Below are 19,927 nucleotides of genomic sequence, written 5' to 3' on the forward strand. Positions count from 1 at the left end.
GAGATTTCCTCCGCTCTTGGTCGCCGGCAACTGAATTGTGGCCACGTGGTCCGGAAGCCGATCAACCTGGCTAGTTCGTGTCGCCTGGAGCAACCACGCGAAGACAGCGGGGACGGGCTCGAAGGCACGATCTGGCGGCCCGGGAGCACGAGCCCATTGTCTCGGCCACGTGCAGGAACAGGGAGAAGCAGCAGATGACAACTACCGGTGCGTCCGGTACCTCTCCGGCAACCCGGGGTGACGACCCTCAGTTGGACCGCAGGCTTGGCGTTGCGTCGATCGTCTACATGGTCGTCGCGGGCGCGGCGCCGCTCGCAACCAGCGTTGCCGTGGTGCCGACAGTCTTCGCGGCCAGCGGGAACCCGGTGTCGCCGCTGTACTTCGTGGCCGCCGGCATCCTCCTCGGGCTCTTCTCTGTCGGCTTCACGCTGATGAGCCGGCATGTTCAGAATGCGGGTGCGTTCTACTCCTACATTCAGGCTGGGCTCGGAAAGATCCCTGGCGCCGGGGCGGCGGCGCTCGCTCTCGTCTCCTACTCCGTACTTCTGATCGGAACCTTGGCGTACTTCGGTGTTGTTGCGTCAGCGGCTTCCAAGGAGTACCTCAACATCGACGCGAAGTGGTGGGTGTGTGTGCTCCTCCTCGTTGTCTTCGCGGGCTTCATGGCCTACCGAGACATTGAGGTCAGCGCCAAGCTTCTCGCCGTCCTGCTCATCCTGGAGACCTTGGTTGTGCTGATCGTTGACTTTGCGATCTTCGCGCAGGGCGGTCACAGCGGTATCGGCGCATCTCCGCTCGATGTCACCAAGATGCTCGACGGCGCACCGGGACTCGGCCTGACCTTCGCATTCCTCGGGTTCATCGGTTTCGAGGCCACTGCCGTGTTCCGCAGCGAGGCCAAGAACCCGGAGCGCACGATCCCGCGCGCTACGTACATCGCGGTTGCACTCATCGGCTTTGTCTACGCATTCACCGCCTGGTGTCTCGCCATCGGCATCGGACCGGGCCAGGCACTCTCGGTGATCAGCGCCGACCCCGGGAGCGCGGTGAACAACGTTGCGGTCGAGTACATCGGAACTGCGATGAAGGACGTCATCACGATTCTTATCGTCACCAGTTTCGTTGCCGGCGTCCTGACGTTCGTCAACGTCGTCGCACGCTACATTTTCAACCTTTCGAACGGTGGTGTGCTGCCCAAGGTTCTGGGTGAGGTGCACCCGAAGCACCTCGCACCGTCGAAGGCGTCCGTGGTCGTCACCGCGATCTCGTTCACGGCGATCGCCGGCCTGGCGATCGGCGGCGTCGACCCGCTGACGCAGATCTATCCGTGGTTCACCGGCGTGGCCACTCTCGGCATCATCTCTCTGATGTTCCTGACGAGTGCTGCAGTCGTCCTGTTCCACCAGCGGAACCGCGCCTCGCATCCCGTGTGGAACGCGGTCATCGCTCCGGTGCTGTCGCTTCTGGGGCTCGGGTTCACCCTCTACAAGGTCATCGAGAACTTCGATCTCCTGGTCGGCGGACAGAAGCCGGCGAACATCATCTTCGTTCTCGCGGCGATCGTGTTCGCCCTGGGCGCTGGTTCTCTCGCGCTCGCGAGGGCCCGGCGGCCAGAGGCCTACGAGAAGATGCTCGAAAACTGACGTATCGGGCACGGCAGTAACGCTCAGCGACGGCCGCACACGGCCGTCGGGACAATTCGGGAAGGCAACTGATGATGACCAGTCGAGGGTTGCTCGAAGGACGGCGTGCGTTCGTCACCGGAGCCGCGCAGGGAATCGGTGCGGCAACTGCGCGGCGTTTCGCAGAGGAGGGCGCTTCGGTTGCTGTCGCCGACCTCGATGGCGGGGGTGCTGCCGCTCAGGCGAGCGCACTGACAGATGCCGGTTTCGACGCGTTCGGCATCACGCTCGACGTCGCTGACGATGCCGCGGTCAAGGCCGCGATCGACAGGACCGCGGAGCGCTTCGGCGGCCTGGATGTGGTCGTGGCGAACGCTGGTGTCGGGCCCCTGGCTGCTGCGGAGACGACGCCCACCGCATCGTTCGAACGCACACTTCGTATCAATGTCTCAGGCGTCTACAGCTCGTTCGTGCACGCGATTCCGCACCTGCGAGCCGCCGGCGGAGGACAGCTCCTCGCGACGTCGTCGCTGGCCGGCAAGGCCGGTGTTGCCTTCATGTCGGCCTACTGCGCGTCGAAGTTCGCGGTCGTCGGGATGGTTCAGGCCCTGTCCAAGGAACTCGGCCGTGACCAGATTCGGGTGAACGCCGTGGCTCCGGGGTTCGTGGAGACCTCGCTGCTCGATACGTTCATGCCGTTTCAGGCACAGCGCAGTGGCAAGTCGGAGGGGGAAACCCGTAGCGGAATCATCGACGGCATCCCGCTGGGCCGGCTCGTCCAGTCCCATGAGGTCGCGGACGCCTTCGTGTACCTGGCGTCTCCTCTGGCCTCTGCTGTGAGCGGCGAGGTCATCACCGTGAGCGGTGGCGGCGTCTGAGGCCGCCCGCGGAGCACGGTCGACGGCTGCGCTTCCAGGGTCCTCGTACGGGAACGTACGTCAGAGCTTGAGGAGCGCTTGGAGGGCGTCGCGGGTTTCGTTGATGTGGGCGGTCATGAGGGCAGCCGCCTGGTCCGGGTCCTTGTCGCTGATGGCGGCGAGGATTTCGGAGTGGTGGTCGTTCGCGTTGAGGTCGATGTGGCTGAAGACCGCGCTGACCGGCAGGTACATACGGCTGCGCACCTGGGCCACAGCCTCGACGAGCTGGTCGTTGCCGGATACCTGGGCGATGCCGAGGTGGAAGGCGGAGTCGAGAAGCTTGAACTCGGTGATGTGGGTGGGCGAGTCCACGTGCCGTGCACGCTCGACGATGTCACCCATCTGCCTCACCAGCTTCGCGAGGCGCGGCATGTCGGCGGCGCGACGGCGTTCGGCGGCCAGGCGCGCTGCCCCGGATTCGACGATGACGCGGAAGTCGAAAGCATCACGGACTTCGGCCTCGTTGCGCTTCAGGTCGAACCGTAGCTGCGCCCGGTCGAGCGCGGGCTCAAGGACGAGGAACCCGCCACCGCGTCCACGCCGGACGGACACACGGCCCTCGTGTTCGAGGACGGCGACTGCGGCGCGGACGGTGTTTCGGGAGACATCGAGCATCTCAGCCAGGTCGCGCTCCGCGGGGAGCCGTTCGCCGGGCCGGAACTTGCCGAGGTCCAGGGAACGCCGGATCTGTTCAACAGCCAGCTCGTGAGCAGCGATCTGCCGCACGGGCTGAAGACCGGTCTTCTCGGGCACGTCCTACCTCCTAGCAAAACGCAGGATACTCCAACGCCTGTCCTGATGCTGATTTCCTCGCGAGGCGGGTTCGCCCACTGAACCGACGAGCGGCCGGGCACGATGCCCGGCCGCTCGTCGGTTGTTGAGTGTCTCGTCGACCTCCGGGGCCCGGAACCGGGTCAGGCCGGCGGGTCGCTGGGCCCGGCGAACTCGAAGCCGCGGTACCCGTCCGAGAAGATGTCCTGGCAGATGCTCCGGTACTTCGCCGCCCCGCCGACGTACGGCAGGAACGCCTTCGGCTTCCCAGGGATGTTCGCCCCGTGGTACCAGGAGTTGGTCGTCTTGAGGTACAGCGTGCCTTCGGCGACCTCAAGTGCATGCGCGACCCAGTCGTCCTGCGCTTCGACGGAGGCCTCGATGCGGTCGAGGCTGTTCTCCTTCATGTGCGCCAGGGCCTCGGAGATGAGCTCCACATGGTGCTCGATCGCGAGGGCCGCGTTCGACTGGGACGCCGGGCTCTGCGGCCCGGTGACCATGAAGAGGTTCGGGAACCCGGAGATCTGCAGACCGAGGTAGGTGCGGGGACCGGCGGACCAGGATTCCTGGATGGTCAGGCCGCCCACGCCCCGGATGTCGACCGCGGTCAGGGCACCGGTGATGGCGTCGAAGCCGGTCGCGAAGATGATGTCATCGACCTTGAGCAGCCGGTCGCGGGTCTGGATGCCGTTCTCGGTGATCCCGACGATGGGGTCTTCACGGACATCGACGAGCTCGACGTTGGACCGGTTGTAGGTCTGGTAGTAGTCGGTGTCCACACAGGTCCGCTTGGTGCCGATGTGGTGGCTGGGCAGCAGTCTCCTGGCGGTCTCCGCGTCCTCGACGATTTCCAGGATCTTGCTCCGGGCGAAGTCCTGCGCCGTGATGTTCGCCTCCTCGCTCTCGAAGAGGTTGTTGAAGCATCCGGTGAGCGCCATGACGCCGCCGCGCTCCCAGCCCTCCTGGTAGCGGTTCTGCCGCTCGCCGTCATCGACGGCCGAGGTGGCGGTGGTCGCCGCCATGGAAGGGATGCCGCTCTCGTTCCTCTTCGAGCGGGCCTTGCGGTGATGGTTCTCCGCCTTGATGACGGCGCGTTCCTCGTCGGACAGCGGACGGTTGCGGGCGGGCATGGAGTAGTTGGGCGTCCGCTGGAGGACGTAGAGCTGATCAGCCTGCTCGGCGACCTTCGGGATGGTCTGGATGCCCGAGGAGCCGGTGCCGATGACGGCGACGCGGCGGCCGAAGAAGTCGATCGCCTTGTGCGGCCAGGTGCCGGTGTGGAACGTCCGGCCCTTGAAGGTGTCGAGGCCCGGGAAGTCCGGCGCGTTCAGAGAGGTGAGGTTGCCGACGGCCATGACGACGAAGCGGCTGACGACATCGGTGCCGTTGTCCAGGGTCGTGATCCAGGTCCGGTCCGCCTCGTTCCAGTGGGTGCTGATCAGCTCACGGCCGAACTCGATGTCCTTGCGCAGGTCGAAGACGTCGGCCACGTGCTGGAGGTAGGAGAGGATTTCGGGCTGGGTCGCGTACCGCTCGGACCAGTTCCAGTCGGCGACGAGCTCGGGGGAGAACGAATAGCAGTAGTCGACGGACTCGATGTCGCACCGGGCGCCGGGGTACCTGTTCCAGTACCAGGTGCCACCCACGTCGTCGGCTCGATCGATGGCGAGGACGGAGAGGCCCATCCGGTGCGCCTGGTGAATCATGTACAAGCCTGAGAAGCCGGCGCCCACAACGAGCAGGTCGTACTTCTGCGTGTCATTGCTCTCGGTCATTGCTCATCACGCTCCGAAGTGGCTGGTGTCCGGCAGGTCGCCGTTGCGGGCTGGGGGAGTGGTCTGCGGCGACGGGGTGCCCTGTTCTTCGGGTGTGACGTAGGCGGCGGAGATGCCTCCGTCGGCCCTGAGGTCGATCCCGTTGATGTAGCTCGACGCGTCGCTGAGGAGGAACATGGCGGCGCCGGCCATCTCTTCGGGTGTTCCGTAGCGTCGCGGCGGGATGTGAACCATGCGCCGTTCGAGTTCAGCGGGGGTGTAGTTGAAACCGCGCATCATGGGGGTGTCGATGGGCCCGGGGCTGAGCGTGTTGACCCGTATTCCCTTGAGCGCGAACTCGATGGCCAGTTCGCGGGACATGGTCACCACCGCGCCCTTGCTTGCGGCGTAACCGAGCTGAGAGACGGCAGAGCCGAGGGTGGCGGCCAGTGAACCGGTGTTCACGATGGACCCGCCGCCGGCCGCCAGCAGATAGGGGATGCCGGACTGGCAGCACAGGTACACGCTGCGGACGTTCGCGCGCAGTGCCCGGTCGAAATCGTCGGCGTCCATGTCGAGGATGGACCCGTCCTCGGGGAGGAGGGTGCCGGCGTTGTTGAACAGCCCGTTGATGTGGCCGTAGCGATCCGCGACCTCGGCGTACAGAGCCTGTACCTGGGCGGCGTCGGTGAGGTCCCCGACGAGGAAGGAGTCGGCTCCGGTGTTGTCTGCTTTCACCAGGTCGATGCCGACGACGGTTGCCCCCTCGTTCTTGAGGGCGGTGACGGTTGCCCGCCCGATGCCTCCAGCTGCGCCAGTGATGACGATGACCTTGTCGTCGAACGTTTTCATCTGAACTCCTTCCTCGGGCAGGGCGAATCCGCGGGACCGCTCGTCGCTCTGCCGCGGGTCGTCTGCGTGGACCTTCACCAGTGGACTGATGGTAGAGACTTTAGACCAATAAGGTCGCGGCGTTCAATGCCCTGCCGAGGGCCGGCCCGGAGGTGTGTCTGGGCGGTCTGCGCCGGCTCGCGTGGCCGGGGTGCGGCGAGCGCCGGGAAGCGCCGTTCTGGCGTCGCCGCCGAACCGGTACGACAACGGCCTATCGATGGGATCTCTGGCGTCCAGGGGGGCGAGCCGCTGCCACGAGGAATGGGCTGCCGCTACCGGGACGCCCCTGGAGGAGCGTCCCCCGCCCGGCACCTCCGGCGCCGCGAACCGGGATGCGCTCTGCACGTCGCTCGGTCCGGAGGCCCGCCGTCGCGGCTCGCGACGGGGCGAGGTGGAACGAATGAGATCCTGACCGGGACGGAGACGGTCACTGACCGGGGATCGTCGCTGGATGTCCGGGCGCGGCTTCTGGTCGCGGGGCGGCTCAGCTGTCCGGGTACACCTGGAACCGCAGGGGCACCTGTCGTCTGCCGGCCGGCATGTGCCCGTCGGCGCTTGTTGAGCGGTACGAGGCCGCATGTGTGCTCAGGGCGTCCTCGCGCCGGAAAGGACGCGGCCGTGAGTGGCCGGCCCGCCGCCCTGTCATGGAGCGCTGGGACCGCGCCGCACCCCGCCCCCGGGGTCGCGGCAGCGGTGTTCAGCGGTTGAGCCAGGCCTCGAACGTCTCTCGGGTGCGGCTGATGTGTTCGGTCATCAGCCGCGCGGATGCTTCGCTGTCCTTCGCCTCGATCGCGGCGAGAATCTCAGCATGGGCCTCATCGCCGGCCGAGTCGATACGGCCGAAGATGGCGCCGACCGGCAGAAACATCCTGCGCCTGCTCTCATCGACCGCCCGCGCGAGGTGCCTGCTGCCTGAAGCCTGGGCGATCCCGAGGTGGAAAGAGGAGTCCAGCACGTTGTACTCGTGCAGGTGGGTGCTCCTCGTCTCCTGCCGGGCGCCTTCGATCGTCTCGCGCATGCGGTCCACGAGCTGTGACAGCGGCGCCAGGTCCTCCTCCAGGCGCCGCTCGGCCGCCAGCCGGGCCGCGCCGCTCTCGACGATGACGCGGAACTCGAACGCGGCCTGCATGGCGGCTCGGTCCCTCTGGAGGCGCTGCCGCGTCGCGGCCAGGTCGTAGGTCGGTTCCAGGACGAGGAAGCCGCCTCCGCGCCCGCGGCGCACCGAGATCATGTCCTCGCGCTCCAGGACGGCAATGGCGGAACGCACGGTGGTCCGCGAGACATCGAGGGTCTCGGCAAGTTCACGCTCGGGCGGCAGCCGGTCCCCCGGCAGGAACTGGCCGATTTCGATGGAACGCCGGATCTGCTCGACGACCAGCTCGTGGGCCGCGATCTGACGGACTGGGCTGAGGGTGTTGTCGTCTTCCATCATCGTCTCCGCAGTACGGTTCATCCGGCCAGCCACCTCGATACCACCGAGGCCCACTCGTCTGGTCTCTCGCCGCAGACAGAGTGACCCGCGTCGATCTGGATCAGGGATGCGTTCGGCATCTCGGCGACGATGGCCTCTGAGTGCCACGGGGACGTGACGATGTCCCGCAGTCCGGCGATGACGAGCGTCGGATGGTGGATGCTGTCCAGCTTGTCGTGGGAATCGTGGTTGCGGCACGCGTGGGCCGCTGCCTCGAAGCCGATCATGTCCAGCGACGCCGCTGCGCGGGCCTCCTGGGTGACGGCCGGGTTGGTGCGGATGAAGTCGGGGCTGAAGGAGAAGAGCAACGCCGCGTCGCTGACGGCTGCGGCGTGTCCTTCGGCGGCCAGGAACGCCACATGCTCGAACAGGACCCGTCCGTAGGAATCAGTGCGTGACCATGTGTTCGTGAGAACCAGCTTCGACATGTCGTCGGGGTACAAAAAAGCCCACTCCTGGCAGATGGCCCCGCCCATCGAGGAGCCGACGGCCGGAGCGCCCGCGACACCGAGGGCCGTGACGACTGCGTGCGCATCCTCGGCGAGCTGGGTGATCGTGTAAGGGCCGGGGGTGGTGGGGCTGTCGCCACTGCCGCGATTGTCGAAACTGATGCATCGGTACCGGCTGAACCCGTCGAGCACCTCGTCCCAGCTGTTCTTGTCGGCGCCGAGACCTCCGACGAAGACCAGGGGTTTGCCTTCCGGGTTCCCGCTGACCTTGTAGGCGAAGGTCCCGCGTGGGGTCTTGATGAACTCGGTCACCTTGCTGCTCCTGAGGTGTGGCGTCGCCGGTGTGCGGAGTGCGGCGGATCGAGCTGGCTTCCGGTCCTCCGGCTCTTTGGAAGAGCCCTTAGACCAAAAAATATGGGCGCGGCCGACCCGCGTCAACTTGCACGACATGCCGGAGGGTCGTAGGGTCTAATGGTATGAACATTGAACCTATTGAGTGGCGTCCGCGCATCGCGGTCTGTGGTGTCGCCACTCAGGCCGCCTGGGGGTACTGGGCGCCACGGGACGCTGTGCTGGTGGCCGGCACCTACCTTGACGCCGTCGTGGAGGCGGGCGGCCTCCCCGTCGTCCTCCCGCCAGTTCCGGGGCTTGACCCCCGGCAGGCGCTCGCGGGGGTCGACGGCATCCTGATCCCGGGTGGTGTGGACGTGGCTCCGGCGCGATACCGCGCACTCCCCTCCGACCGCATGGAAGACACGAGCGAGCTCCGCGACGAGTTCGAGCTCGCAGTGGTGCGAGCCGCGTTCGAGGCGCGTCTTCCGATGCTCGGAATCTGCAGGGGGCTGCACATCATGAATGTGGCCACCGGCGGGACGCTGCACCAGCACCTCCTCGATGCCGGTTACGGTGAGCACCGCCCGGTGCCCGGGAGCCTCGGACCCGAGACCAGCCACGACATCTCCGTGAATCCGGACAGCCACCTGGCTCGCTGCGGGATGGCGTTGGCCGCGAGCACGAACTCACACCATCACCAGGGCATCGCGGAGGTGGGCGCAGGCGGCCGTGTCGTGGCGCACGCGGTCGCTGACAAGGTGATCGAGGCCATCGAGTGGCCGGACAACCCGTTCGCGCTGGGTGTGCAGTTCCATCCGGAAGAGCCGCGCATGGCGGAACTCTTCGTCGGACTGGTCAAGGCCGCCGCCGGCGCGCGTCCAGACGGCCGGCTCGCTTTGAAGTGACGCGTTCTGCTCGTCCGGATGCCGTTGGTGCGCCGTTGAGGAGAACGGGGGAACGCTGACCGGCGCCTTGCTCCCGGGGGCGAACGCAGGTCTCCCGTACGACTGGACTGCCCGTGCGGCGCTCGCGGCCCTGGCCGGTACAGGCGAGGTCGATTCCCGAAGGGGCCGAGGTGGCAGCATCATCGTCCCCGGGAGTGGTCGGCGATGAGAAACAGCTCCTGGGGACGTGACGGCTTCCGGGGAGGAACTCAACCGCGCGTTCGAATGCCGGACCGTCGCCGCGTCCTTCGGCGCCCGCCTGAGAACTCCCGGCCAGGCGGCATGTGCTCCCTTGGTGCATGTGAGTCCGGCAGTCTGCTGGCCCGCGCATGAAAAGGGGTGAACAGCGTCCCTGGGTCATGCCGGATGAGGTGTGGGTGCGGATCGAGCCACCGCTTCCGGGTGGCGCCACGCCGCGCAGCTCACCCCGAGGCACGGCCGTCAGCGCTTCGCCGTGGACGCGGCGCTCACCGCGGCCGGCCCCCCTCTGGCCCCCGCCCGCGACCGCACCATCGCCGCTACGGGATGCTGCTCAGCCGTGCATGACCGGACGGAGCAGAACCTCGCGCCGCCCCCGTCATACGTGGTGAGCTCGCGGGCACCACGGGCACCCCCCACCCGCTTCTCGGCGCCGTGCTCATGGCAGCGAACCAGTACTTTCGCCTGGCCGGCGCGATTGCCGGCCCGCACCCGTCGGATCGTCGAGGCCGCTGCGGCCGTCCGGGCGAAGGCGTTCGGCCCCATTGGCGCGGTGCCCGCAGGCTGTGTGGGACTTAAGGGTGACGTGGGCCCCGCATGGGCGTCCAGGCGCGAGGTCGAGGGCCCGGATGAGCCTCTCGTGGACTCTGCGGGCGACCTCTTCCGCTTAATGACCTAAAGGTTTATTCTAAAGCCCATTAAGTGAGTCGGGTCGGCCGGTGAGCGGCTGGACACAAGGCCGCTGTCGGTTCGGACGGAACCACCCACCCACGAACGGACCTGGGCGTCCAGGGCAGCCGCGCCGCTGAGCGAATGGGACGCTACAGAGCAGGAGTCAATCGAATGATGCACGCAGCGACGGACAACGAGATGTACAGCGTGGTCAGCCCGGTGACGGAGCTGGAGGTCGCCACCGTCGAGATGGCTTCGGCCCCCGACATCGACGAGGCGGTGGCTCGCTCTCACGTCGCGTTTCAGCAGTGGCGGCGCGTGGCTCCGGGCGAGCGTGCGCGCATCCTGCGTGAGTTCGCCCGCGTGGTGGATGCGCACGTTGAGGAACTGGCGCTCCTTGAGGTCGTGAACGCCGGACACACCATCGGCAATGCCCGGTGGGAGGCAGCTAACGTCCGCGACGTCCTGAACTACTACGCGGGGGCGCCTGAGCGGCTCATCGGCAGCCAGATTCCGGTTCCGGGCGGAACGAACGTCACCTTCCACGAGGCGATGGGCGTGGTGGGCGTCATCGTCCCCTGGAATTTCCCGATGCCACTGGCGGCGTGGGCGTTCGCTCCGGCCCTCGCGGCCGGAAACGCCGTCGTTCTCAAGCCTGCCGAGTACACACCGCTGACCGCGCTGCGGCTGGCTGAGCTCGCCCTGGAGGCCGGCGTCCCGGAGTCGGTGTTCACTGTCCTTCCGGGCCGCGGGACGATCGCCGGGCAGCGGCTCGTCGAGCATCCGCTGGTGCGCAAGGTGTGCTTCACCGGTTCGACACCGGTCGGCAGGAGCATCATGAAGGTCTGCGCAGACCAGGTGAAGCCGGTCACGCTGGAGCTCGGCGGCAAGAGCGCGAACATCATCTTCGATGACGGTGACCACGAGCTGGCCGCGGCTTCCGCGCCGATGGCCGTCTTCGACAACGCAGGCCAGGACTGCTGCGCTCGCTCACGCATCCTCGTCCAGAAGAGCATCTACAACGAGTTCATGGACAATTTGCACGCCAGCGTCCAGGGAATCCGGGTCAGCGACCCGAGGGACGAGGCCACCCATATGGGCCCGATGATTTCGAAGCTCCAGCGTGAGCGGGCCTCGCGCTATCTGGAGGGGGGTTCGATCGCATTTACCGGGAGCGTCCCGGACGGACCGGGTTTCTGGATGGCGCCGACGGTCATCGTTCCGGGCGACACCACCGCAGCAGTGTGGCGCGAAGAGGTGTTCGGTCCGGTCGTCGCCGTGCTGCCGTTCGACACCGAGGAAGACGCCATCGAGATGGCGAACAACACTCACTACGGCCTTTCGGGCTCGGTGTTCACGAACAACCTCGACCGCGCCTTCCGCATGGCCAGGTCCCTGGAAGTCGGCACACTGAGCATCAATTCGCACTCCTCGGTTCGCTACTGGACGCCGTTCGGCGGATTCAAGGAGTCCGGCCTGGGACGTGAGCTCGGACCGGACGGGGCGAAGGCGTTCACCGAGGAGAAGAACGTCTTTATCGCGCACCGGTGACGCACGAACCACGCCTCACCGGTCCGTCCGGCCGAGCGGCCACCCGAAACACGTCGTCCACAACCCAGGGAACTGGCCATGAACCTCCCCCCGGCCGCTCCGAAGCCCCTCGACCACGCAACCGCGACTGACCAGCCCACCACGGAGCCGGGTTCGAAATGAGGAGCATTGACTCTCACGGCGAACCTGCCCGTGCCGCGGCCAAAGCGGCGGGCGCAGCATTACGGAGTGTTTTGCCAGCTCCCGGGCCTGTTCGAGGACGCGGCCCATCGACGCGTCGTAGGTCTCGCCCGAGAATCCAGGAAATACAATGCAAAGAATCGTGTCATCAGGTTGTCTGGATTTTCAGAACTCGCTCGACTGGAAAACCTGTGATGCCTGGACAGTGAGAGAGCTGGTTGGTTCAGCTTCCTGAGGGATTGTAACGAACCGTGGTGCGCCCAGACTTCGGACGCCGCTGTTGAAAGGGACACGGAGCAGAAATGACTACTGAGAACCTGCTTTCACTCGACGAGTACACCCAGCTTGTCGCCGATGGTGCCGTCGACACCGTGGTGTGCGCGGTACCGGACATGTACGGCCGCCTTCTGGGAAAGCGCCTGACCACCAACTCGTTCAAGACGCTGTGTTTGTCCGGCGAGGGTATCCACTGCGGGAACTACTTCTTCGCGTGCGACATGGACATGAACCCCGTGGACCTGCCGCTGCTGACCCTGTACGGCCACGCATGGGCCGGCGACATCCGGTTGCTCCCGGACATGGCGACGATGCGTCGCGTTCCGTGGGAACCGAACGCCGTCATCGTCATCTGCGACGCGTTCAGCACCGTTGACGACTCCGAGATCGAGGTTGCTCCGCGTCGAGTACTCCGGCGCCAGATCGAGCGTGCCAAGGCTGCCGGCCTGGCGCTGAAGGCGGCGTCGGAGCTCGAGTTCTTCCTCGCGAACGCGGAGGCATCCCGTGTGCGCGACATGAACTACCGCGACATCCCGATGACCAGCGCGACTCATGGCGACTACCAGCTCTTGCACTCGAGCAAGGACGACTGGTTCATTCACCAGATTCGCACCAAGATGCCGCAGTTCGGCATCCCGATCGAGTCGTCCAAGACCGAGTGGGGCTTCGGGCAGCAGGAAGTCACCATGGACTACTGCGATGTCCTGGAGATGGCGGATCGACACGTGCTTTTCAAGCACGGTGTCAAGGAACTGGCTCACCAGAACAAGCTCACTGCGAGCTTCATGGCCAAGCCGCAGATCGACGAGATCGGCTCTTCGTGTCACATCCACGCGAGCCTCTGGTCGGCAGACGGAGAAAAGCCCATCGGCTGGGACGGCGACGGGATGTCGGACATCTTTGGCTCGTTCCTGTCCGGCCAGCTCGCCAACGCGCTCGACCTGGGGCTCATGTTCGCGCCGACCATCAATTCCTACAAGCGCTACCGTCCGGACCAGTTCGCCGGAACCGCGATTGCGGCAGGCGAGGACAACCGCACGACCGCTTTCCGTATCGTCGGACACGATTCCTCCTACCGCTTCGAGAACCGCATTCCGGGCGCCGACGTGAATCCGTACTTCGCGTACGCGGCAATGTTCATCGCCGGGCTGAACGGTATCGACAAGAACCTTCCGAAGCCGACCCTGTTCTCGGGCAACGCCTGGTACGACAAGGACATCCCGGTCTTCACCGGCAACTTCCAGGACTCCGTGCGCCTGTTCGGCCAGAGCAAGGTCGCCCTGGATTCCCTGGGCGAGCTGGTGCACTCCCACATCCTCGGCTTCTACGAGAACGAACTTCGGTGCTTTGTGTCCGAAACCGTCACTGACTGGGAGCGCGAACGGTACTACGACCGGATCTGAGGCCGTGCGAGCCGTCGCGACGACCGACAGGGGTGCATCGGCGCGCTTGCACGCCCTCTCCCGGGAGCAGGTCCGTTCGCGACCGGGACCCGCCAGGTGCCGATTCTCCGGTCGTCCCATGTCGGCTCAGACGCCTGGACAGGCATGTTCGGAAAGTTTCACCGAAGACCTCCGGGTCTTCCCTTCAAGCACCGTGTCGGACAGCGTCGCTGAAGAGTCTCGGCTGCCCGTCACCCGTGCCGCCGCACGGCGACTCGGCGTCAGGACGGAGACGGAGAGCGGGCGGCCATCGCATGTGGTGGGTCGGCGTCTGGGCGCGGTGGCGGGGCAGGTGGCGAGCCCTGGACTCGCACCGTGGGGCCGGGCAGAGGAGCCGCTCGACGGCTCGGTGCGGTCATCCTCCTCTCTCCCCTGAAGAGGAGTCGTTGTACTTCGGCCTATCAAGATTGAATCATCGAACCAATAGGTGTTTGGCGGTCCATCGGGATCGTTCCGATGGCCGATGGCTGTGGGAGTGGTGAGGGTGCATGCGAGCGAGCAGTAGCCGTCCGGCGATAGCGGTGACGTACTCGTCGTCGAACTATGCCGACTTCGACCATTGGTCGACCGTCTTCGAGTCGGTGGTCGAAGCCGGCGGAGTCCCCGTGGCCATCGACTGCACGGACGTCCAAGGGACCTTCCGTCGGCTTGCGCGTGGGATGGACGGACTCCTCCTTGCCGGTGGGGGAGACGTTGACCCGCGCAGGTATGGCGCTGACCCCGATGACCCGCTGGTTCGGGATACGAACCCGCTGCATGATGCGGGCGAGCTTGAGGCGTTCGAGATCGCCCAGAACGCGGGTACTCCCGTACTCGCGATCTGCCGGGGCGCCCAGCTGGTGAACGTGGCACTGGGCGGATCCTTGTACGTCGACCTCGTCCGAGACATGCCGGGGGCACTCGACCACTGGGCGGGTTATGAGAATCTCGGCGAGCCGTTTCACGACGTGGAGGTTGCTGAAGGCTCGCTCATCGCGCGCTGGATGGGGAGGCACGGACGTGTTCCGGTGAACACGCAACACCATCAGGGTATGCGTGAGATCGCTCCCGGACTGACGGAGACGGCTTGGACGTCGGACGGTCTGGTTGAGGGCTATGAGTGCGTTGAGCGTCGACTTGTCGGGGTCCAGTGGCACCCCGAGATGCTGTGGGAAGCGGAGCAGTCTGCAGCCGCGCTGATGGCTGGCTTCGTTGAGGACTGCCGCCGCAGGTGACTTCGGCTCGCCAGTCGCACTGGGGGCCGCAGCCCGGCTACCGGTCGGTCTGGACTTCCTCGGCGAGCCGGAGCCCGAAGAGGGTTTCCACCTGCGGGATCGTGCCCGCCTGCGCGGTGGCGTGCACGATGGCGAGTGCGTCGGTGTGACCGGGCCACAGGGCGCCGATCGTGTCCCGGGCCCGCCGTGACGCGCGTGATCCAGTGGTCGATCGTGTGCCGGTGGTACTCGGTGAGATCGTTGCAGCCGACGACACCCGGCCGGGCCGCCTCGCATCCGGCGGCGAGTTCGGACAGCGGGCGCGGGCTTCCCCCGCCGGAGACGGTCCCGGCCACGTGGCGGCGCACCGGCCGGTCCGAGTACTCGGTGTAGACCTCCCGGCTGCGGAAACACGGCGGACAGACAGACCCGAAGCCCTGATGCGGGCCGGCCCGGAAGTCTTCGACACCGAGGGCTGGTCGGCACTGAGCGCCCGGCGGGTCTGCGAGACAGCGGGCCTGACCCGCCGCTACTTCTACGAGAGCTTCGCGAGCCCGGACGCCCTGATCGCCGCGATCTTCGTCTCGATCACGGGCGGGATCAGCACCGCGATCAAGGCGTCGGTCGACGACGAGCCCGAGAGCCGGGCACGCGATTTCGGTGCGCGTATGCACCAGGCCGGCGCCGCCGCGCTGGCGGTTCTCGACCCGAGCCGTCGGCCAGGGGCCGGTTCCTCGTCGCTGCCCAGCGCGCGAGCACCGCCGTCGCCCCGTACCGGGAAGAGGCCCTGAGGGTCTGGCGACCCTGGTCGGCGGGATGGTGTTCGCCACCCAGGAGGGCTCTCGCCCCATCGCCCCGGCAGACGCCTCGATCGCCGCTCGCATGGTCGTCGGAGCGGTGCTGGCCCTGGCTGAGAGCCGGCTGGAGGGCAAGGTGCCACTGTCCGGCGAGGAAGCGCGGATCGTGCCGCGGCGGTCGCCATCATCGAAGCACTCGGCGCCGGAACGGGCGTGTGATCTGCCGATGGGCGACTGCAATCCCGTTCAGCGGTTGAACGGGGACACGGCCTTGCCGATCTCCTTCGCTCGGCGCCGCTTGGTAGGGCTTGGTCAGGTGAGTGTCGTGGGGCCGCCGGACACCACCGCTCTGCGCTACTGGCCCCAGTCGTTCGAGGACGAGGCGGGAGAACCGCCGGTTGTACAGGGTTCCGTGGCTGTCGGCCCATGAGGGTGTGAGCTGGGTGTCGAGGCCGCGGGGGAGCCGGGCGATGACGCTGTCGGTACTGGCGGTGGCCGCGGCGGTGTGCACGGCGTGATCGCCTCCGGGCCGGGGGGTGCCCGAGGTGGATGTTCTCGCGGGCGTTCAGCGGCCAGCGGGTGAACTGCTGCGGTACCAGGGCGACGTGGTCCCATACGGTTGCCGGGTCGGCGTCGGAGAGATCGAGTCCGTCCCAGCGGACGGTGCCGCTGCCGGGCGGCGTCAGCCCGGTGAGGAGCCGGATCAGGGTGGATCTGCCCGCGCCGTTCTCCCCGACGAGGGCGACGACCTCACCCCGCCGAGGCCCTGCTTCGTACTGCGGATGCCGGCGCCGCACTCACGCGCTGTCGAAGCCCAGTCGTTCGCCCAGTTGGTGATCGCGAGCGTCGACTCCTGGCCCGGCGCGGATCGACCCGTCGGACAACGCGGCGCTCTGGTTGCGGGAGGCGCGGCGTTGCATACTGACCGTATGGAGTGGAGGTAGCCAAACCCTTTGCAGGCGGGGGGAGTTGAGGGTGAGAAGAGTCCGGGACGTCGTCCAAGCGGTGGTAGCGGAGCATGCGGTGCACGAACTGCCCCTCGTCGAAGGACTGCTGCGATTCGATGACGAGCGGGCGGTCCGCGTGCTCGGTGGACAAGGGCGGCGCAGGGAGCCGCTCGGGTTCGGGTTCGCCGAGGCGGCTGCGCTCGTCACCCCAGTTGTCTGGCTGGTCCTTGACCAAGTCGCCCGCCGGGGGCTCGACGCCGCCACTGACAGCCTGATGGAGCGGTGGCGCAGACGGGTGCGCTGGAGCCTGCGCCTCGGGCCGGGCGAACCCGCTGTGGAGCTCCCTGCTTTGGACCACGCCCAGTTGGCCCGCGTACGGGAGCGTGTCCTGGAGCGTGCGGTGGAGCGGGGGATGAGCAGCGAAGAGGCCGAGGCGCTGGCGGACGGTGTGATAGCTCGGCTGGCAACGGAACCGCCGGGGCTGGGCGAGGTCTCCGCGCCTCGAGAACCCCCCGCCGCGCCCACCTCACCCGCCTCGTCCTAGGCGGGCCGGTGCGGTTCGCGATGCCCTGGCGCCCGCGGTCGGGTGTCACCGACACGGGGCTCCGATTCGTGTTGCTGATGGTCCTTGTCGCCGTGTCGAGCATATCGATGCTGGACACAGTCCTGGCGCCCCGTCCCGATGACACCCCGGGCGATGCCCTGGGCTGTCTCCTGGCCGCCGGGGTCGACCCCAACGGGGGAAATCTCGACAACCTGCTCCTGGGCGTCCGCCATGCCACGGCACTGGAAACCTGTATGTCCGGTGTGCCGACGGTGGCCAATGTGAAGGGCCTGGTCGCGACGTTCTTCCTGCTCGCCGCCGCGGCCGTCGTCTACGCGTGGCTGCCGCGCCGGCGTGACCGGAAGAACCGCACCCTGCCGGTCGCGATGGTGAGCCGCGACACGAGTCTCCAGGACGAACTCGCCCAGCTGCGGGAACTCAGCGGAACCACCCCCGGTGTGCGCTTCCGAGTGGATCCGACCCGGACGACCGCCGGTGCCGTGGTGTACGGAAGCGCCGGACGGTACACCGTATGCCTGCACGCGGGACTGGTCGCCCGACGCGGCAGAGATCCCGACGGCTTCCGCACCGTCGTCCTCCATGAACTCGCCCATATCCGCAACCGGGACGTGGACTTCGCCCAGGGCAGTACCGCGCTGTGGCGTGTCTTCGTCGTACTCGCGCTGCTGCCCTACCTCTTTCAGCAGGGGCGACTCCTGACCAACGGCCTGCTGGGCAGAAACACATCGCCGTTCTGGCCCGGGGTGGCCTCCGTCATCACCTACTCCCTGCTGTCCGGGCTCCTGCTGGTGGCGCTCGTGCACCTGGCCCGTGCGGACCTGTTGCGCCGCCGCGAACACCACGCCGACCTACAGGCGGTCGCATGGGGCGCCCGTCTCGGAGGCTGGGACCATCCCGACCCGCCCGGTACTGTCGCCACCCCGCTGCGCCGCGTCATCGCGTTGCTGCGTACTCATCCGCGCTGGGCCGAGCGCAGGCGCGTGCTGGACGATCCTGGGCGGATGACCAGGGTGAGCGCCCTGGAGATGTCGCTCACCGGTGTGGGGGCATCTCTTCTCGTCCATGAGGTTCTTGTGGTGCCCGGCCTGTCCGGCGGCACCGGCGCTGCGCTTTTGACCGCGTCGCTGGTGACTCCGGTGCTCTTCCTCGTCCTGAGGCGCTCCGTTGCCTCAGCCGCCCGGTCGGCCGGACGGCGCACGGAAACCGGGGTTCGCGCGGGGCTGTGGCTCGGTGCGGGTCTGGTCGTCGGCACCTTCGTCGGCGGCGGGAACAGCGGCACCGAATGGGTGATCGCGCAGCCGGTGTACTTGCTGGCGTTGATAGTCACCGCGGTCGTACCGGCGGTCTGGACGGCACAGTTCTGCCAACTGACACTCCTCCTTCCCGGGAGGCTGTTACGCATCGCGACGGTCCTGCTGAATTTCCTGGTGACGCTGGCCCTGCTGTGGGGCGGGCTGCACTGGTGGCATAGCTCGGGCAGCATGCTGGCGATGGGCTTGTCCGTTCACGACGGAGCGCTCACCGCCCTGATCAAGCAGGAGTTCCCGGGGCCGTGGGGGCTGTATCCGCACGATCTGTCGGTCATCAGCGCTGTCTCACCGGTCCTGATAATGCTGAACAAGGAGGTGCTGCTGGCTGCCGCGGCCCTCCTGATGCCGCTCGTCCCGCTGCTGCTGCACGTCCGGGTGCGCGGTACCGGCCTTCGCCTGCGCAGGACTCTGATGGCCGGTCTCGCGGGCGGGCTGGTGTCCTGGGCCGGACTCGCCGCGGCGGCCTACGCCTTGCGGGCGCGGCGGCCGGTCACCTTTGATCAGCGCGTGGGAGCTTTCCAGTACGTCCACATGTGGTGGCAGATCGCGGCCCTCACGGGGGCCTGCCTGGTCACGGCCTCCATCGTGGCCGGAGTGTCCCGCAGGTACTGGTTGCTGCGTGCTCTCCTCGCCGTACAGGTGGTTCAGTTCATGGCGTACGCGGCAGTTTTCGCGCTGGCCGCTGCCGACGGTTGCCTCGGCCCACTCAACAAACTCGGCGACCGCTGCCACTGGCTGCCGGAGAACGGCCGGATCTTTGCGGAGCTGACGGCCGAGCAGTCGCTGACCGCCATCGTTTTCCTCTCGGCCTGTACGGCGTTGGCCGGCGCGGCGGTGGGCCGAATCGCCCACAGGCACCGGCCGACGGCCTCCCCCTCCCAGCCCTCGGCACAGGCATCGCCGGAGATCCGTCCCTGGCCCGCGGTGCTGAGACGGAGCACCATCCTCGTCCTGGGCGTACCCGCCTGCCTGCTCACCGTCCTGACCCACGCCGACGACACCGACTCGGCGCAGCCCTCCGCCGTGGACCAGAGATTCGCCGAGCTCTTCGACACCCCGCAGACGGCGCGGGTCGCGAAGGTACGGGAATGGCAGGCGACGGCATGGCTCACCAAGGGCGGCCTCGACCGGATCGAAGGCATGGGCGACGCCTTCACCGCACTCGGCGACGCCCTCACCGAGGCCGCCGACCAGGAACCGGACACCAACGGGAAGATCCGTCTGGACGAAACGAAGTTCAGTCGCCTCTGCGGCACTCTCGGCGAGCGGGCCGCACAAGCGCGGAAGTACTTTCCCGTCCCCTTCAAGGAATTGCAGCAGCCCTGGTCAGATGCGCTGCGCCAGCTCCAGAGCGGAGGCCGTACCTGCCAGGACGCGATGGCCATGGGTGAGGACGCGAAGTTCGCGACGGACGCGGAACGCAGCCTGCGCTTTGAGCAGTCGCTCGATGACATGAGCGCCGGTATGGACGCCCTCACCGGTGTGCTGCAGAAGCTCGACGCGATGGCGTTTCCGTCCAAAGACGGATCGTGAGGCGGTGTTGCCCACCAGCGTTCCGCTCGCCGGGAGGTGTTCTGCCCGTTCAGGCCGGATGAGTGGGCTTCACTGCCTCACGATCCGTTCGCGCGAAGACCTGGACGGCAC

15 protein-coding genes and 1 pseudogene are annotated in these 19,927 nt (G+C 67.1%); 10 read left to right on the plus strand and 6 right to left on the minus strand.

What is annotated here, in order from left to right:
* Positions 1-194: 194 nt before the first annotated feature.
* Positions 195-1,643, plus strand: coding sequence for an APC family permease (locus ABZX40_RS06960; RefSeq protein WP_355730829.1), 1,449 nt, complete (start codon positions 195-197; stop codon positions 1,641-1,643).
* Positions 1,644-1,714: 71 nt separating this feature from the next.
* Positions 1,715-2,500 (plus strand): SDR family NAD(P)-dependent oxidoreductase, encoded by a 786-nt coding sequence (locus ABZX40_RS06965; protein ID WP_355730831.1) that lies wholly within the window; start codon positions 1,715-1,717, stop codon positions 2,498-2,500.
* 60 nt (positions 2,501-2,560) lie between these two features.
* On the opposite strand, the gene ABZX40_RS06970 is transcribed toward ABZX40_RS06965, so the two are convergent.
* From ABZX40_RS06970 to ABZX40_RS06990, 5 genes are all read right to left on the minus strand, one after another.
* The gene (locus ABZX40_RS06970) at positions 2,561-3,292 is read right to left on the minus strand and encodes an FCD domain-containing protein (RefSeq protein WP_355730833.1); all 732 of its coding nucleotides are present in this window, start codon (positions 3,290-3,292) and stop codon (positions 2,561-2,563) included.
* A 161-nt stretch (positions 3,293-3,453) separates the two neighbouring features.
* A complete protein-coding gene (locus ABZX40_RS06975; RefSeq protein WP_355730834.1) occupies positions 3,454-5,085 on the minus strand; it encodes an NAD(P)/FAD-dependent oxidoreductase in 1,632 nt (543 codons plus the stop codon).
* 6 nt (positions 5,086-5,091) lie between these two features.
* Positions 5,092-5,916: an SDR family oxidoreductase gene (locus ABZX40_RS06980; RefSeq protein ID WP_355730836.1), complete on the minus strand. Its 825-nt coding sequence runs from the start codon at positions 5,914-5,916 to the stop codon at positions 5,092-5,094.
* Between the two features lie 736 nt (positions 5,917-6,652).
* Positions 6,653-7,408: an FCD domain-containing protein gene (locus ABZX40_RS06985; RefSeq protein WP_355730838.1), complete on the minus strand. Its 756-nt coding sequence runs from the start codon at positions 7,406-7,408 to the stop codon at positions 6,653-6,655.
* Positions 7,405-8,187, minus strand: a complete 783-nt coding sequence (locus ABZX40_RS06990; protein ID WP_355730840.1) for an alpha/beta hydrolase — start codon at positions 8,185-8,187, stop codon at positions 7,405-7,407. The genes ABZX40_RS06985 and ABZX40_RS06990 overlap by 4 nt, the downstream gene beginning before the upstream one ends.
* Positions 8,188-8,351: 164 nt before the next feature.
* On the opposite strand from ABZX40_RS06990, the gene ABZX40_RS06995 reads away from it, so the two are divergent.
* From ABZX40_RS06995 to ABZX40_RS07020, 6 genes are all read left to right on the plus strand, one after another.
* Positions 8,352-9,113 (plus strand): gamma-glutamyl-gamma-aminobutyrate hydrolase family protein, encoded by a 762-nt coding sequence (locus ABZX40_RS06995; protein ID WP_355730842.1) that lies wholly within the window; start codon positions 8,352-8,354, stop codon positions 9,111-9,113.
* 1,080 nt (positions 9,114-10,193) lie between these two features.
* Positions 10,194-11,573, plus strand: coding sequence for an aldehyde dehydrogenase family protein (locus ABZX40_RS07000; RefSeq protein ID WP_355730843.1), 1,380 nt, complete (start codon positions 10,194-10,196; stop codon positions 11,571-11,573).
* Between the two features lie 482 nt (positions 11,574-12,055).
* Positions 12,056-13,432, plus strand: coding sequence for a glutamine synthetase family protein (locus tag ABZX40_RS07005; protein ID WP_355730845.1), 1,377 nt, complete (start codon positions 12,056-12,058; stop codon positions 13,430-13,432).
* A 527-nt stretch (positions 13,433-13,959) separates the two neighbouring features.
* The gene (locus tag ABZX40_RS07010; RefSeq protein WP_355730847.1) at positions 13,960-14,685 is read left to right on the plus strand and encodes a gamma-glutamyl-gamma-aminobutyrate hydrolase family protein; all 726 of its coding nucleotides are present in this window, start codon (positions 13,960-13,962) and stop codon (positions 14,683-14,685) included.
* Between the two features lie 419 nt (positions 14,686-15,104).
* Entirely contained in the window at positions 15,105-15,455 is a 351-nt protein-coding gene (locus tag ABZX40_RS07015) for a TetR/AcrR family transcriptional regulator (RefSeq protein WP_355730848.1), read from the plus strand.
* Positions 15,456-15,480: 25 nt separating this feature from the next.
* A complete protein-coding gene (locus ABZX40_RS07020; RefSeq protein WP_355731520.1) occupies positions 15,481-15,891 on the plus strand; it encodes a hypothetical protein in 411 nt (136 codons plus the stop codon).
* 87 nt (positions 15,892-15,978) lie between these two features.
* Here ABZX40_RS07020 and ABZX40_RS07025 read toward each other — a convergent pair.
* A pseudogene (locus ABZX40_RS07025) lies at positions 15,979-16,219 on the minus strand (ATP-binding cassette domain-containing protein); the annotation flags it as partial.
* 265 nt (positions 16,220-16,484) lie between these two features.
* On the opposite strand from ABZX40_RS07025, the gene ABZX40_RS07030 reads away from it, so the two are divergent.
* Together ABZX40_RS07030 and ABZX40_RS07035 are read left to right on the plus strand one after the other, a co-directional pair.
* Entirely contained in the window at positions 16,485-16,952 is a 468-nt protein-coding gene (locus tag ABZX40_RS07030) for a hypothetical protein (RefSeq protein WP_355730849.1), read from the plus strand.
* A 107-nt stretch (positions 16,953-17,059) separates the two neighbouring features.
* Positions 17,060-19,816 (plus strand): M48 family metalloprotease, encoded by a 2,757-nt coding sequence (locus ABZX40_RS07035; protein ID WP_355730850.1) that lies wholly within the window; start codon positions 17,060-17,062, stop codon positions 19,814-19,816.
* Positions 19,817-19,927: the final 111 nt, after the last annotated feature.

Origin of the sequence: Streptomyces sp. NPDC004610, from assembly GCF_040609715.1 — a bacterium.
Taxonomy (GTDB): domain Bacteria; phylum Actinomycetota; class Actinomycetes; order Streptomycetales; family Streptomycetaceae; genus Streptomyces.

What these genes read in the sequence shown, in the direction of transcription:
- ABZX40_RS06960 (WP_355730829.1), top strand. Translation starts at nt 195, where the DNA reads ATGACAACTACCGGTGCGTCCGGTACCTCTCCGGCAACCCGGGGTGAC.
- ABZX40_RS06965 (WP_355730831.1), top strand. Translation starts at nt 1,715, where the DNA reads ATGATGACCAGTCGAGGGTTGCTCGAAGGACGGCGTGCGTTCGTCACC.
- ABZX40_RS06975 (WP_355730834.1), bottom strand. Translation starts at nt 5,085, where the DNA reads ATGACCGAGAGCAATGACACGCAGAAGTACGACCTGCTCGTTGTGGGC.
- ABZX40_RS06980 (WP_355730836.1), bottom strand. Translation starts at nt 5,916, where the DNA reads ATGAAAACGTTCGACGACAAGGTCATCGTCATCACTGGCGCAGCTGGA.
- ABZX40_RS06985 (WP_355730838.1), bottom strand. Translation starts at nt 7,408, where the DNA reads ATGAACCGTACTGCGGAGACGATGATGGAAGACGACAACACCCTCAGC.
- ABZX40_RS06995 (WP_355730842.1), top strand. Translation starts at nt 8,352, where the DNA reads ATGAACATTGAACCTATTGAGTGGCGTCCGCGCATCGCGGTCTGTGGT.
- ABZX40_RS07000 (WP_355730843.1), top strand. Translation starts at nt 10,194, where the DNA reads ATGATGCACGCAGCGACGGACAACGAGATGTACAGCGTGGTCAGCCCG.
- ABZX40_RS07005 (WP_355730845.1), top strand. Translation starts at nt 12,056, where the DNA reads ATGACTACTGAGAACCTGCTTTCACTCGACGAGTACACCCAGCTTGTC.
- ABZX40_RS07010 (WP_355730847.1), top strand. Translation starts at nt 13,960, where the DNA reads ATGCGAGCGAGCAGTAGCCGTCCGGCGATAGCGGTGACGTACTCGTCG.
- ABZX40_RS07015 (WP_355730848.1), top strand. Translation starts at nt 15,105, where the DNA reads ATGCGGGCCGGCCCGGAAGTCTTCGACACCGAGGGCTGGTCGGCACTG.
- ABZX40_RS07020 (WP_355731520.1), top strand. Translation starts at nt 15,481, where the DNA reads ATGGTGTTCGCCACCCAGGAGGGCTCTCGCCCCATCGCCCCGGCAGAC.
- ABZX40_RS07035 (WP_355730850.1), top strand. Translation starts at nt 17,060, where the DNA reads ATGCTGGACACAGTCCTGGCGCCCCGTCCCGATGACACCCCGGGCGAT.